This is a genomic window from Caballeronia sordidicola (assembly GCF_002220365.1).
Taxonomy (GTDB): Bacteria; Pseudomonadota; Gammaproteobacteria; order Burkholderiales; family Burkholderiaceae; genus Caballeronia; species Caballeronia sordidicola_C.
Genome location: NZ_MTHB01000119.1, coordinates 1 through 13,787 on the forward strand (window position 1 = coordinate 1; position 13,787 = coordinate 13,787).

The 13,787-nt window shown below is 56.4% G+C and carries 11 protein-coding genes and 1 pseudogene; 10 read left to right on the forward strand and 2 right to left on the reverse strand.

The window, feature by feature from the left end:
* Positions 1-335: 335 nt before the first annotated feature.
* The 10 genes and pseudogenes from BSU04_RS19290 to BSU04_RS19335 form a co-directional block, all read left to right on the forward strand.
* Positions 336-1,040 (forward strand): annotated as a pseudogene (locus tag BSU04_RS19290) (IS30 family transposase); the annotation flags it as partial.
* Positions 1,041-1,491: 451 nt separating this feature from the next.
* Entirely contained in the window at positions 1,492-1,707 is a 216-nt protein-coding gene (locus tag BSU04_RS19295) for a tautomerase family protein (protein WP_089162139.1), read from the forward strand.
* Positions 1,704-2,507, forward strand: a complete 804-nt coding sequence (locus tag BSU04_RS19300) for a 2-keto-4-pentenoate hydratase (protein ID WP_089162140.1) — start codon at positions 1,704-1,706, stop codon at positions 2,505-2,507. The genes BSU04_RS19295 and BSU04_RS19300 overlap by 4 nt, the downstream gene beginning before the upstream one ends.
* A complete protein-coding gene (locus BSU04_RS19305) occupies positions 2,507-3,274 on the forward strand; it encodes a 2-keto-4-pentenoate hydratase (RefSeq protein WP_089162169.1) in 768 nt (255 codons plus the stop codon). Before BSU04_RS19300 ends, BSU04_RS19305 begins: the two co-directional genes overlap by 1 nt.
* A gap of 47 nt (positions 3,275-3,321) precedes the next feature.
* Positions 3,322-4,293 carry an acetaldehyde dehydrogenase (acetylating) gene (locus BSU04_RS19310; RefSeq protein WP_089162170.1) on the forward strand — a complete coding sequence of 324 codons (972 nt, stop codon included), beginning with the start codon at positions 3,322-3,324 and terminating at the stop codon, positions 4,291-4,293.
* A complete protein-coding gene (gene dmpG / locus BSU04_RS19315; protein ID WP_089162141.1) occupies positions 4,290-5,345 on the forward strand; it encodes a 4-hydroxy-2-oxovalerate aldolase in 1,056 nt (351 codons plus the stop codon). The genes BSU04_RS19310 and dmpG overlap by 4 nt, the downstream gene beginning before the upstream one ends.
* Before the next feature lie 1,111 nt (positions 5,346-6,456).
* Entirely contained in the window at positions 6,457-7,332 is an 876-nt protein-coding gene (locus BSU04_RS19320; RefSeq protein WP_179258365.1) for an amidohydrolase family protein, read from the forward strand.
* Positions 7,333-7,400: 68 nt separating this feature from the next.
* The gene (locus tag BSU04_RS19325) at positions 7,401-9,062 is read left to right on the forward strand and encodes a tannase/feruloyl esterase family alpha/beta hydrolase (RefSeq protein WP_089162143.1); all 1,662 of its coding nucleotides are present in this window, start codon (positions 7,401-7,403) and stop codon (positions 9,060-9,062) included.
* A gap of 306 nt (positions 9,063-9,368) precedes the next feature.
* On the forward strand, positions 9,369-10,556 hold the full coding sequence (locus BSU04_RS19330; protein WP_089162144.1) for a porin: 1,188 nt from the start codon (positions 9,369-9,371) through the stop codon (positions 10,554-10,556).
* Between the two features lie 336 nt (positions 10,557-10,892).
* Positions 10,893-11,246 carry a BON domain-containing protein gene (locus tag BSU04_RS19335; RefSeq protein WP_089162145.1) on the forward strand — a complete coding sequence of 118 codons (354 nt, stop codon included), beginning with the start codon at positions 10,893-10,895 and terminating at the stop codon, positions 11,244-11,246.
* A 638-nt stretch (positions 11,247-11,884) separates the two neighbouring features.
* Here BSU04_RS19335 and BSU04_RS19340 read toward each other — a convergent pair.
* Entirely contained in the window at positions 11,885-12,994 is a 1,110-nt protein-coding gene (locus BSU04_RS19340) for a zinc-dependent alcohol dehydrogenase (protein WP_089162171.1), read from the reverse strand.
* A gap of 242 nt (positions 12,995-13,236) precedes the next feature.
* On the reverse strand, positions 13,237-13,785 hold the full coding sequence (locus BSU04_RS19345; RefSeq protein ID WP_089162146.1) for a flavin reductase family protein: 549 nt from the start codon (positions 13,783-13,785) through the stop codon (positions 13,237-13,239).
* Between the last annotated feature and the right edge of the window lie 2 nt (positions 13,786-13,787).

A 13,787-nucleotide genomic window follows, 5' to 3' on the forward strand; every position in this document is an offset into this window, starting at 1 on the left:
GCGGAGAAAGCGAACGGCGGCCTGTAATGGGTCGCACAGGGGTTCGAGCTTTGCCCCGACCTGAAAGGGTGCAGACTTCCGCGTGGTGCAGTTGTCGCAGATCAGCGTTTTAGATTCAACGAGGGGCAGCTTGTGAGTAACCGGTGGGGCTACGGTTCAGCGCCTCTCGCCTCAGCAATGAGGCGAATCAACGATGTGACGTTTGCGAAGGTCGTATGAAAGCTGGTATGACCGGCGTCAGTATGACGTTTAATGCTGTGCTCGAGCTGTATGCGGGGAAACTCGCACGTACAGTTCTTCGGGGGCCGCGTTTCCGAGAGGAGACGTGGCTACCCAATTATCCTACAGACTCCACCCAGCACGTTTCACACGAAACGATCTACACGGCCATCTACGCTCAACCGCGTGGCGAGCTGCGCCGTCAGCTCATTGCCTGCTTGCGCCACGGTCACAGCACCCGCATGCCCCGCACGCGCGGCACAGACCGGCGCGGGCAGATTCCCGATATGGTCAGTATCCACGTACGGCCGCCTGAAATTGAAGACCGGTTGCTGCCGGGTCACTGGGAAGGTGACTTCATCAAGGGCGCGGGCAACCAATCTTCTGTCGGCGTTCTGGTCGAACGGACCAGCCGCCTGGTGCTACTCGCCAAGATGGAAGACGCTACCGCCGAGTCCGCGTTAGCAGGCTTCTCCGCCAAACTAAATTCGATTGTCGCACCGCTGCGGCAAAGCTTTACCTACGACCAGGGCAAAGAGATGTCGCGGCATAAGGAGCTTGCCGCCGCCACTGGCGTGAACATCTACTTCTGTGACCCACATAGCCCCTGGCAACGCGGAACCTGCGAGAACACCAACGGGTTGCTTCGCCAATATCTGCCCAAAGGCACCGACCTCTCTGTCTGCAGTCAGGACGAACTCGATGCCATTGCCGACAGTCTGAACAGTCGGCCCCGAGCAACTCACGCGTTCCATTCGCCATTCGAGGTCTTCGCTGCGACACTTGCCTCAGCCAGCCAAACTCAAGGCTCTAAACACTAGACCCTCCTGTTGCGCTTCGGTTTGAAACCGCCCATTCAAAAGTTGGTATGCAAGTCGCACAGATCTTCATTTGCTAATAGGGCTCGAGAGTAGTTCAATTGGTATCTCGAACGATTGAACCGAGCTCACTAATGACGCGTTTTATCATCACGACGTTTCTGATTCCAATAAAACCGGATGTTGCTGTTCTTGTGTTTTGGCGTTACTGGCATGGCTGCCGCGGACAGCCAAACGTCACATATCACCGATCTGGTTCGAGCCGATCGAATTGCTGCTCTTCCAGGTGAATTGGTACGGTGTCGGCCATGCAGTTTTGATACAGACGCTTGAGCAATATGAATAATCTTCTGCGTGCCCATCATTGATGACGGTAGCTCAGGAAGTACCCGGGCGGCGCAATCGTGGCACCGGCCACTCCATCGAATCCGTCGGAAGTCATATAGGGACAGCCATGCCAATCGTGCACATTTCGCTCATTGAAGGACGTGACGATGCCACCGTGAAAGCGTGCATCAAAGCAGTCGCACGCACGATCCACGAAACGCTCGGCGCGCCGCTCGCATCCATCCGGGTCATTGCGACGGTCGTGCCTGCAACGCACTGGGCCGTAGGCGACCAGACCAAGGATGAGACCGCTGCAGCTGCTCAACAGCAGGAGGAGAGATGACGCCTAAGCTTATTGAGCAAGCTGCGAACGCGTTATTCGATGCCGCGCGCACCGGTCAATTCATCGCGCCGTTGAGAGAGACGTATGAGCAACTCAGCATCGAATCTGCGTACGCCGTGCAACGCTTCAACACTGACCGGCGGTTGAAAGAAGGACACCGCTTGGTGGGTTGCAAGATCGGGCTGACATCGGTCGCGGTGCAAAAACAACTCGGCGTGGATCGTCCCGATTTCGGCATGCTCTTCGACGACATGGCCTATGGCGACGGCGAACCGATCCCTACATCAATCCTCACGCAACCGAAGATTGAAGCCGAGGTGGCGTTCGTGATCGGCCGAGATATTACTATGCCGAATCCAGGCCCGCTCGACGTGCTCAACGCGATCGAGTACGCGCTGCCCGCGCTTGAAATCGTGGGAAGCCGGATTGCGAAATGGGACATCCGCATCAGCGACACCATCGCGGACAACGCATCGTCGTCAGCATTCGTGATCGGCAACAGTCCGCGCAGACTTTCGGAGTTCGACTTGCGTTTGTGCGGCATGGTGATTGAGCGGCGCGGCGAGCCGGTCTCGGTCGGCGCGGGCGCGGCCTGCCTGGGTAATCCAATCAACGCAGTCGTCTGGCTTGCGCGCACGATGGCCGGCTTGGGCACGCCGCTCAAGGCAGGCGACCTTGTGTTGTCCGGCGCGTTGGGTCCAATGGTCCCGGTCACACTCGGCGACATCTTTGAAACCCGCATCAACGGACTCGGTTCCGTGCGGGCGGTGTTTGAACACGACTCGGGCGAGGCACGATGATGAGCAACATTCTCGACTACGCAACGCTCCTCGACGACGCCGCCCGCAACGCCAACGAAGTCTCCCAGTTCGACACTGAAGGCCACTTGTCGCTCGACGAAGCGTACGCAATTCAAGCGGCATCCATTGAACGCCGGGTGACGCGCGGCGAGCATCGTGTCGGCGTAAAGATGGGTTTCACGAGCCGCGCGAAGATGATCCAGATGGGACTGTCTGATGTGATCTGGGGACGCCTGACGGCGGGCATGCAGATCGAAGAGGGGACGGCTGTCGACTTCTCGCGTTTCGTGCATCCGCGTGTTGAACCGGAGATCGCGTTCGTGCTCAAGCGTCCGCTGTCCGGCAATGTGACCGGTCCCGAAGCGCTCGCAGCAGTGGAAGCCATTGCGCCGGCGCTGGAGATTATCGATTCGCGCTACAAGGACTTCAAGTTCACGCTGCCGGAAGTGATCGCAGACAACGCTTCGTCGAGCGGGTTCGTGATCGGGCCATGGTGCAGTCCGCAAATTGATTTCGGCAACCTCGGGTTGACGCTGACCATCGATGGACGCGTGGTGCAGGTCGGCTCGACCGCGGCCTTGCTTGGCCATCCATTGCGCTCGCTGGTCGCAGCCGCGCGGCTATCCGCGCTTGCGGGCGAGCCCTTGCAGGCGGGCTGGATTGTTATGGCAGGGGGCGCCACGCCCGCCGAATGGATCAAGCCGGGCCAGTACATCGCAGTCGAAATGGAACGCCTCGGGAGCGCCGGCTTTCATGTGAAGAATTAACGAAGACGGCAACCCCGAAACCTTTAGCTGCGGAGATGGGAAACAGCATGAACAGAAAAGTGAAAGTGGCAATCATCGGACCGGGCAATATTGGCACCGATCTGATGATCAAGGTGATGCGTAACAGCAAGCATCTGGAGATGGGCGCGATGGTGGGCGTGGACCCCGCATCCGACGGCCTCGCAAGAGCTCAGCGGCTGGGCGTGGCGACCACGGCCGAGGGCCTGGACGGCTTGCTTGAGCTCGACGTTTTCAAGGACATTGACATCGTCTTTGACGCAACATCAGCCGGCGCCCACAAGCGTCACAACGATGTCCTCCAGGCGCATGGCGTCCAGGTGATCGACCTGACGCCCGCGGCTATCGGCCCGTATGTGATTCCCGCGATCAACCTTGAAGCCGAGAACGCGGCCAACATGAACATGGTCACGTGCGGCGGTCAGGCGACCATTCCTATCGTCGCGGCGGTGTCGCGGGTGGCCAAGGTGCATTATGCAGAAATCGTGGCGTCGATATCTAGCAAGTCCGCGGGCCCCGGCACGCGTGCAAATATCGACGAGTTCACTGAGACGACGCGCAGTGCAATTGAGAAGCTGGGCGGCGCCACGCGCGGCAAGGCGATCATTGTGCTGAATCCCGCAGAGCCGCCGCTCATCATGCGCGACACAGTGTTCGTTCTGTCGGACCTCGTGGATCAGGCGGCGCTGCTTGCGAGCATCGAGGCAATGGTCGCGAGCGTACAGGCCTATGTGCCGGGTTACCGTCTGAAGCAGGAAGTCCAGTTCGATGTGATCGATCCGTCGAAGCCGCTGAACGTGCCGGGTCTGGGACCCATGCATGGACTCAAGACATCGGTGTTTCTCGAAGTGGAGGGCGCGGCGCACTACTTGCCGTCGTACGCGGGCAATCTTGACATCATGACTTCCGCCGCGCTCGCTTGCGGTGACATGATGGCGCGTCGCCGCATGGAAGCCGGTGTGGCCCGTGGCGATCGGAAAAATCAGGAGACTGTGCAATGACGACAAAAAAACTTTATATCTCCGACGTCACGCTGCGCGACGGCAGTCACGCGATTCGCCATCAATACAGCATCGCGAACGTCAAGGCGATTGCGCAGGCGCTGGATGTAGCGGGCGTCGACAGCATCGAAGTGGCACATGGCGATGGTATCGAAGGCTCGAGTTTCAACTACGGGTTCGGCGCGCATAGCGACGTGGAATGGATTGCCGCTGCCGCTGAAAGCGTGAAGACAGCGAAGATCGCAACGCTGCTGATTCCTGGTATTGGCACCATCCACGACCTACGCAATGCATTCGATGCGGGCGCGCGCATCGTCAGGGTTGCAACGCACTGCACCGAGGCGGATGTATCGCGTCAGCATCTGGAATTCGCTCGCGAGCTGGGGATGGACCCGGTCGGCTTCCTGATGATGAGTCACATGACGACGCCGCAAAAACTTGCTGAGCAAGCGAAGCTGATGGAGAGCTACGGCGCGTCCTGCGTGTATGTGGTGGACTCGGGCGGTGCGTTGGGCATGAACGATGTGCGAGACCGTTTTCGCGCGTTCAAGGACGCGCTTAAGGCCGGGACGGAAACTGGCATGCACGCCCATCACAACCTGAGCCTTGGAGTAGCCAACTCGCTGGTGGCGATAGAAGAGGGTTGCGACCGTGTCGATGCAAGTCTGGCGGGCATGGGCGCAGGTGCGGGCAATGCGCCGCTCGAAGTATTTATCGCAGCCGCGGAGCGGCAGGGCTGGCACCACGGCTGCGACCTGTACAAACTGATGGATGCCGCCGACGACCTCGTTCGTCCACTCCAGGACCGGCCGGTTCGGGTGGACCGGGAGACGCTTGCGTTGGGTTACGCTGGTGTGTATTCGAGCTTCCTGCGTCACGCTGAAGTGGCGGCGAAACGATACGACCTGAAGACGGTAGACATCCTCGTCGAACTCGGCAAGCGCAAGATGGTCGGTGGCCAGGAGGATATGATCGTCGATGTCGCGCTGGATTTGCTCAAGCAGGTTCCGCACGAGCAGAGCCATGACCTGCCGACGATGATTGGAGAGTAATAAGCGGGACTGAGCGACGGCAGTCTCCGGGCCGCTCACCTGCAATCTGTCAATCCTGACGTGCTGATCGACGTGGCGAGCCTGCCCCATTGTGAGTCGGCGATAAGCAGTAACCGGGTGTCCTTGGCTCGCTAATGCTGCGCGAGACCACAGCACGGCGGCGCAGCGTCAGGACTGGATGTCCCTGCCATCGAAATGACGCTGCGGGCACCGCAGCGCCCCTCCTGTGAGCATAGCAATGAATCCCTTGACCGGATGACAGAGGTGAATTTGCGAACCGGCCTCGAGTGACGGTCACTCGGGCCCGGTGTCGTCGCGCTCGCCGTGCTACTTGCGCTTGAGTTTTTAAGCCGCTTCATCGATGGTGCTTTTCCGGGCTTCGAGGTGTGCCGGCGCCTAATTTGCCAAAGTTGGATGGCAGCGTGACATGTAAGTTTTGGCATGTATGTCTTCCATATTTTCATTTCAACAAAGCAGCCAACTAGGTGATAGTGGATGCGTCGTTAAGGGGTGAATAAGCTACGCGTCAAAGATAAGATCTAGTTCCGAACTTGAAAAAGAATCTGGAGACAAGCGATATGAGATGGGTCAAATTGGCATCGCAGTTCCTACCTTCGGCGCTAGCGAAGGTGCCGGGATCGTATATCGTCGATCCCCGTCGCTTGGTACTTACAAGATCCCGGAGGACGACCAGCGCGAGTGCACAATGCGCGAAATGCGCCGGGTTTGGGCGAGCACGGCCGTCATCCCTAGCGTATGGCTCGCATAGTCCCTCTGCATTCGCGATTGCGCCGGTTCCGACGGCGCAAATTTTCAGAAAGCCTTACTAGACTTCAACTGATTAATCGCGGCGACGCCCAGATTGCGCGTCAAGCCGCTCAGTGCTGCTTTTGCTCGTATTCGTTTACAAGCTTCTTTATTGGACGGAGGCGCGGGACGACCGTCTCGGTCTTTGGGCAACCGGTCACGATCTGTCTGACGTCGTTAAGATTGCCACCCGATATATCGGCACGCGCAATGGGGCGCTTTTATCAGGCGCATGTCGAGGAGCGGAATGCGTGCCTCGATAGCCTAAATAAAGCACTACCAGATGTTCACATTTGGAGATTTCATGTTCGACAGCCATTCGCATATCGTAACCGCAGACACAGGAAGCTATCCACCCGCGCCTTTGACTGGCACGCTGAGCAAAGGCGCGCTTGACAATCCGATGCCCGCCGAACGTTTGCTGACGTTGATGGACGAAAATGACGTCGAACGTACGGTCCTTGTACAGCGCGGGACCGTTTACGGGTACGACAATAGTTACATTGTCGACTCTGCGGCCGCCCATCCCGATCGCTTTTCCGCTGTCTGTTGCCTCGATGCGCTTGCTCCCGATGCACTTGCTACATTTCGCTATTGGACAATCGAACGAGGCGCCATCGGTATTCGCCTGATGCCGGCATCGTTGGGCGCTGGAGTCGATCCTGCCAAACGTCTGCCGGAAACCGACTGGTTCGCATCAGACGCTTCGTTACGGATCTGGGATGAAGCCATTGAGAACGAGATATCGATCTGCCTGTTCTTTCTGAAGTTCAATCGACAAGCAGGTTTGGTGGCATTGCTAAGCGTGCTTGAGCGGTACCCGGATGCCCTGGTTGTCGTAGATCACATCTCGAATCTCGCCGTCGATGAGGGTGCGCCAGAATATGGGATCGATGCATCCTTGCAAGCGCTCTCTGCATTCAAGAACGTCACGATGAAGCTCAGCACCATCAACCTCAACCGCATTGATGCTGCAGGTCTTGACCCCGCTTTAGTGGTACGCCGCATAGTCGATGTTTTCGGTGCGGAGCGGATCATGTGGGGGTCCGACATTGGACAAACGGCGGGCAGCTATGGCGACATGGTGCGCGCCGCGCGGCGCGCAACTGCTCAACTAGGCGATGCGGAGCGGCGAGCAGTGCTTTACGACACCGCAGCTCGCGTGTATTACCCACGGTAGGTCTTACTAGCTTCCACAAACTAACGATTGTCGGGACATCTCCCTGATCCCGACTACGGAGACTTTCAATGAAACTGTCCTTGAGGCGTGACGCGTCGAACTGCGCCCGTGTAGTAATCTTGATTACTTCATTTTTTTTGCTCTCAGCATGCGGCGATTCGCACGAGGATTCGTCTCCGCAAGCGGTGGCTCGTGCCGCCTGTAGTGCTTTGACCAACACCGCAGTTCCCGCCGCTTCAATCGGACTTCCAACTACGGGTGCCAAAGTCGTGTCGGCAACATTCTTCACTGCGGATACGGCGGGGAATGCCGACGGTGAATATTGTAAGGTATTGGGTGTGATCTCCCCAGTCGATCCGAGCGCTCTTAACATCAATTTCGAAGTCAATCTCCCGTCGACCTGGAACGGCAAAGCGTTACAACTTGGCGGCGCCGCCTCTGATGGCGTTCTGGTCACCGGCCTTGGTATCTACCCGGGTGCTACTGCGACTGCTGCGACCCCTGTAGCACAAGGTTATGTGACCTTCGGGAGCGACTCCGGCCATCAGGGCACGTCCGATAAATCTTTCATTTCAAATCAAGAGTCTTTCCACAACTTCGGCGGCGACCAGATCAAGAAGACGCACGACTCCGCATTGGCACTGGCGCAGATTCGTTACGGCAAGAAGTCGCAGTACACGTATTTTATTGGTGGCTCCCAAGGCGGCCATGAGGCGTTCATCGCCGTTCAGCGATATCCCCAAGATTATGATGGGGCTGTTGCCATGTACCCGACGTACAACTCGGCGTTGCTCCAACTAGCCTCAAATGCGTTCGCAAAAACAATATATGGAAATGCCGGCGCAGGCTGGCTGGACCCGAACAAGATCGCCTTGCTTCAGAATGCTGTCTACAATACCTGCGATGGTCTGGATGGCGTCAAGGACGGGATTATCAGCAATGTTGCTGCGTGCCAAGCGGAGTTCACGATCCAGACAGTGCAACAGACATTGCGCTGCCCAGGGGGCACCGACGCCGGTGATACTTGCTTGTCCGACACTCAGATTGCTGCTGTAAATACACTCGACTCTCCATTCAAACTCGATTTCCCGCTTGCCGATGGACAGCAGACCTTTCCTCACTGGTCCATTCTCGAAGGCGCAAAGTTTCTAACCGGGTTCGGCGCATCCCGGACACCGTCGCATCCTCCAGCCGCTACGGATGCCTTCCAGTACCTGATCTCCGATCCATCGGTGCGTTACTATTTCACGAACAACCCTAATATCGATTCGATCAACGGTTTTAATCCCGATGATTATCAGCCGCAGATTGTTGCTGTGTCGACGGTCCTCGAAACGACTAACCCGGACATATCTGCTTTCAAGGCCCGCGGGGGAAAGCTGATCCTGCTTCACGGTACTGCCGATGAGGCGGTCTCGCCGTACAACACGATTAACTATTACAACCAGATGATCAGCACGTTAGGTCAAGCATCGCTCGATCAATTTGTGCGCTTCTATATTGTTCCCGGTTTTGGGCACGGAAGTGGAATCTTCAACGCGCAATGGGACCCACTCACTGTGATTGATTCCTGGGTGACACAAGGCAACACGCCTGGAACGCTTACCGCAAGTGACGGAAATAAAGGTGCAACTCGGTCTCGTCCCCTATGTGTCTATCCCGCATGGCCCAAGTACAACGGTAGTGGCGACATAAACTCCGTGTCCAGCTTCAGTTGCGCCACGTCGTAGCAAGGTGAAAACGAGGCTAGGCGGCGCTCAATGCGACGGCACGTCAAGGTCTATGTCGGAGGTCAAAGGTCAGAAGAAGTCGAGCCCCTCCTACGGAGCCGATGAAACATGCGCAGTTTTGACAGATCAAGATGAGCGCGCGCTGCGGGGGGTAGGCGTGGCCTCAACCGCCGAAATGCATCGAAGATACCTGTCTGAACCAAAATAATATAATAAGTCGTACGTATTAAGGAGGTCGCTGGGTTTATTTTTCACATGTCATGAATCATATTCTTTCAGAACAAGTTGACAAAAGAGGAGACAAAAATGGAAATTCGTCGAAAGCACGCCGCTTCCGGGCTGCTCCTGTGCGGACTTGCAATGGCCGCTGTGCCGGATGCCAACGCGCAAAGTAGCGTCACACTAGGTGGATTCCTTGACGCAGGGCTAGCTGAATATGCCAACAGCGGGGGCAATACGCTCTACAAATTTCAGAACGCCGGAGTCTTTCCAACCAAGATTTACTTCCGGGGCGTCGAAGATTTGGGTGGGGGGACCAGCGCGATATTTAGCTTGGATTCTTTGATCACGCTGGCGACCGGTGCAATCAACGCACAATCTCACGGAGCGCTTTTTGAGGACTCCGCCTGGGTGGGCTTAAAGCAAAACGGGTTTGGTCAAGTCCGCCTTGGAGAACAAAACGACTTTGCTTTTGACGATTTCCTTTTGGGCGGCATTGACACTGCGACCGGCTTTGCTGGCGGCACATTCAATCAGCGCACTGGAAGTTTTGGCGCGGCCTTGTCTGGACTATCCACACCTGCTCAGTTCGCTGCCGCAAACGCTAGCAGTGTGCCGGGTAATTTTGCCCCGATTATTGGACCGACAGGTGCGACGACTGGATATTCTGCAATCAATTGGGACCGCGCCGGCGGGACCCGCATGCCGAACGCCGTCAAGTTCGTGAGCGATGGCTTATATGGCGTATCGGTAGGGGCAATGTATAGTTTCGGTGGTGTCGCCGGTGGCTTTTCACAAGATAGCGGCAAGAGCTTTTCGCTCAAGTTCGACTACGCCAAGACCCACCTCGCAGCTGTTTATACGGAGCAAAACTATCAGGTTCTCAATAACGGTAAAGACGGCCTAAGCAACGTTCTCATCGGTGGTCGTACAGAGATTGCCGGATTTAACGTTGGTGGAATGTACAGTAATGCCAGAAATACTTATACCGGCGCAATGGTGTATTCGCTCTCAGGCGGGGTGACGCGTGTTGTTTTTACTACCTGGAAAATCGGGCTTGCCTACACCTATGAAAATGGCAACGCGCTGCTAAAGAACGTTGCCGTTAACCAGGCGGCTTTCCAGATTACCGATGAGCTATCTACGCGAACGGCAGTGTATTTGACGGGCGTCTGGCAACGAACTAACGGGGCGTATCAGGCCGACATTGCCAATACCATTTCGTCAGGGAACGTGGCGTCGGTGGTAGCCGTGGGGTTAATGCATCGCTTCTAACGCAAAATCCATCTTTTGATCGCAAGATGCTTTCAACGAGGGGGGCGCCTCCATGGCACGAGCCTCGACGGGATCTGGCCGACATAGGCGGCAACTGGAGGCGCATGGATCCGGGCATCGGTTTCAGGAGGGGCAAAGCGCGGAAAATACGGGCACTCATATGCTGGACGTGTTTCGGTCCTATCTCAGCTCCCCACTGGCAAAAGCGAAAGATGCGGGTCGGAATGCATGATAACGATATGGATTGGGCACCGTGCGAAACGGATGGCAACTTGGCTCATATCGCAAGTGATTTAACCGTGCCATTTAAGTTCGTTTAAGACAAAGGAAAACATCATGAAAGCAGTCATTCTTTTGAAATCGCTAGGCGCTGGGCTTTGCCTCATCGTCGCGTTCAGCGCATATGGCCAGGCAAGTAGCATGGTTCCGTCTAGTTCCGTCCCTCCGCAGGCCGCCGCAACGTCTAGCAAGGCCGCAGATCACAAACTGGATCGTGATGTTCGACGTGCGTTAGGAAAGACTAAAGGCGTTGACTCGACTAACATTTTTGTGCGCACACGGGGTGGTACTGTCACGTTGCTGGGCACAGTTCCAAATGATGGTCAGATCTCCAAGGCGGGAGAAGTGGCGAAGGGGGTGTCCGGCGTAACCTCAGTATCGAACAAGCTTTCGCTGACCCCTGTTCACTGACAGACGCCGGGAACCGTCGCGCTTTGATTGCTGGAACGAGTTGTCATGCAGGCGAATCTTCTCCCCCCTGTGCTTGCATTCCAAGACTGCGCATGCACGCGGGGCAACCGCGTGCATGCGTCGCCAATGGTTGGACTGCGCTCACCTTGATAGATTGAGGCCTGATGCAGACGCCGGGCGAACCCGACGTGCGTGGCGGGTGTTCGCGCTGCGGTTTCGGCGCCGCCCAGGGAAACGCTGCGTTTGCAACGCCCACAGCGGGCTGGGTTGAAGATCGTTTCGTCCTCGTGGCATTTGAGGTTTTGCATCGACCTTAAGACCGCCGTTGCAACAATCGGAGTATTGAACCAAGAGTCTGCGTCAGTGTTAGCGAAAACGCTGCTTCGCAACGATGTGATTGAGCGTAAAGCTAACGATCGGATGTCAAACACTCATAGGTGTTGCGTCAGCATCTACAACGCTGCGTCCGCGGTCATCGCGAGGGAACTCTCCCCGCCGAGGTCGTGTGCGTGAGCTTTCCAGTAAGGCATCGACCATGCCACCCATGCGATCCTCTCAGCGGCGCAATAAGTCTTCCCGCTGCGAATGCCGGAAGCGATCGCCGAGTAGTCAATTCTACATAGAGAAACATAGGGTATTTATTCTTGCAGCCAAGGATCGACAGTCACGTGTACGGCGTCTGCAATTAGTTTTCCCGCAGAAGCTTTTATCGCGGTGTCTACCTGGTGGAGGCCATAGTTATGCGAGCAAACTTCGTCTATTGGATACTTACCCGAACCGATGTACCCCAAGGCGGTTTCAGCAGCCTGATAACTGCGACCACGTGGTGCGCGTATCGTCAGGTACCGCCTTTTGATTTCTCCAATCGAGACGCTTTGCCCCAATCCATTCAAACTCAATGTTGCGCCTTTGGCTGACATCGCAATGGAGGACTGTGCGATCTCTCCGGATGGATCGCTGGTGGTATCGACGACAACATCGACCCCTCGACCGAGGGTAATTTCCATGACGCGTTTTTTGAGGTCGTCTTCTTCGACGTTTATCGCGAAGTCGGCGCCTAACCTCAATGCCAAATCGAGTCTGCTGCGGTCTCGCGTCAGCCCGGCAAGAATAACCGTCTTTGAGCCGGCTTCTTTAGCCGCAAGCACACACCCAAGCCCCTGTTGGCCAGGACCAAATACGAGCACAGTTTTACCCGGGCCCGCGCCACCATCTCTTACCGCCCACTGAACTCCGTTGCCGAACGGTACAGCGAGCGTAGCGTGACTCGCCGGCATATCTGCGGGGATTTTGTGCATAACCGTATTGATCGGCATGTACATGTATTCCGCATAGCCTCCCCACAGATGCGGTGCAATATTGCAAGAGCTCATGCCGAAACGCAAGGTGTTAAGACGGTCCTTGACGTTAAAGAAATCGACCTCCATACATAGACGAAAATCTCCCTTCAAGCACCACTCGCAATTCCAGCATGGTAAGTATTCATGTAGTGCAACACGGTCGCCTACTTTCACCTTCCATCGTGCTTGTGCCTCTGCACCTATTTCGTCGATAGTGCCGACGTTCTCGTGGCCCATGATGATGGGTGCATGGTTAGGCTTACGATACAGCTCGGGATCGCTGCCGCCGACGCCGGCCGACTCTACCCGCAACAAAGCCGCGGCGGACGGAATTGATGGACGCTCAAACTCGCGAATCTCGACTTTTTCGACATCGACTTTTACGGAGGCTTTTACCATTTTACGCATCGCATGCTCCTTAAACAGCATTTTTCATCGGTCCTCGATAATGCGCGTACATTAAGTTGCCCCTCGACGGTCTGGATACTAATCATTCATGACCCTGTGCCAAGCGGCGTTGATAATCCAAGTCGGAGACAAAAGGTGGTCTGCGCATCCAATCAGTTGCGCTGGTGTCGAAATGTTTTGATTGATCCTCCGGTTTGAAAATTGAATCCGCGAGCGCAATTCGTGGCACCGCGTTGCCGAACTCAATTCTCAATTTGTCCCCAAGTCGGCATGCCCAGTACTTCCGGGCTCATGGATGCGCCTGCGGAGGCGAAACCTCCGTACGAGCCATGGACATAGAGCAATGGTTTCGCCTCAGCCTGTCGAACCCGAATCGCTTCGATCGCACCGAAGACGATGCCGTGTGTGCCGACCTCAATCGCTTGGGCAATGCGGCAGTCGAAACTGACTAGCGCACTTTCTAATACAGGCGCGCCGGTCTCAAGTGTTGTCCACAAGCCCTCATTGAAACGCTCTTCGCCAACGATTCGGCTGGCGAATCGGTTGGCCAGTTCCTGATCTTCGAGAGCGAGGACGTTTACCGCGAAAATCTTGGACTCCCGAATGACGGCATGGGAGCTGTTCTGACGATTAACGCAGATCAGGATTGTTGGAGGTTCGGCCGACACCGAGCAGACCGCTGTGGCGGTAAGTCCGGCGCGCTCGCCATTGGGATGGACGGTCGTCACCAGACACACGTGTCCGGCGAGTCGGCGCATGCCGGTGCGAAAGGCGTTGACATCAATGGCCATTG

Bases quoted from the DNA above. Each gene is read 5' to 3' on its own strand.
- BSU04_RS19325 (WP_089162143.1), top strand. From the start codon at position 7,401: ATGAAACTGTCCTTGAGGCGTGACGCGTCGAACTGCGCCCGTGTAGTA.
- BSU04_RS19345 (WP_089162146.1), bottom strand. From the start codon at position 13,785: ATGGCCATTGATGTCAACGCCTTTCGCACCGGCATGCGCCGACTCGCC.
- BSU04_RS19335 (WP_089162145.1), top strand. From the start codon at position 10,893: ATGAAAGCAGTCATTCTTTTGAAATCGCTAGGCGCTGGGCTTTGCCTC.
- BSU04_RS19300 (WP_089162140.1), top strand. From the start codon at position 1,704: ATGACGCCTAAGCTTATTGAGCAAGCTGCGAACGCGTTATTCGATGCC.
- BSU04_RS19310 (WP_089162170.1), top strand. From the start codon at position 3,322: ATGAACAGAAAAGTGAAAGTGGCAATCATCGGACCGGGCAATATTGGC.
- BSU04_RS19295 (WP_089162139.1), top strand. From the start codon at position 1,492: ATGCCAATCGTGCACATTTCGCTCATTGAAGGACGTGACGATGCCACC.
- dmpG (WP_089162141.1), top strand. From the start codon at position 4,290: ATGACGACAAAAAAACTTTATATCTCCGACGTCACGCTGCGCGACGGC.
- BSU04_RS19340 (WP_089162171.1), bottom strand. From the start codon at position 12,994: ATGCGTAAAATGGTAAAAGCCTCCGTAAAAGTCGATGTCGAAAAAGTC.
- BSU04_RS19320 (WP_179258365.1), top strand. From the start codon at position 6,457: ATGTTCGACAGCCATTCGCATATCGTAACCGCAGACACAGGAAGCTAT.
- BSU04_RS19330 (WP_089162144.1), top strand. From the start codon at position 9,369: ATGGAAATTCGTCGAAAGCACGCCGCTTCCGGGCTGCTCCTGTGCGGA.
- BSU04_RS19305 (WP_089162169.1), top strand. From the start codon at position 2,507: ATGAGCAACATTCTCGACTACGCAACGCTCCTCGACGACGCCGCCCGC.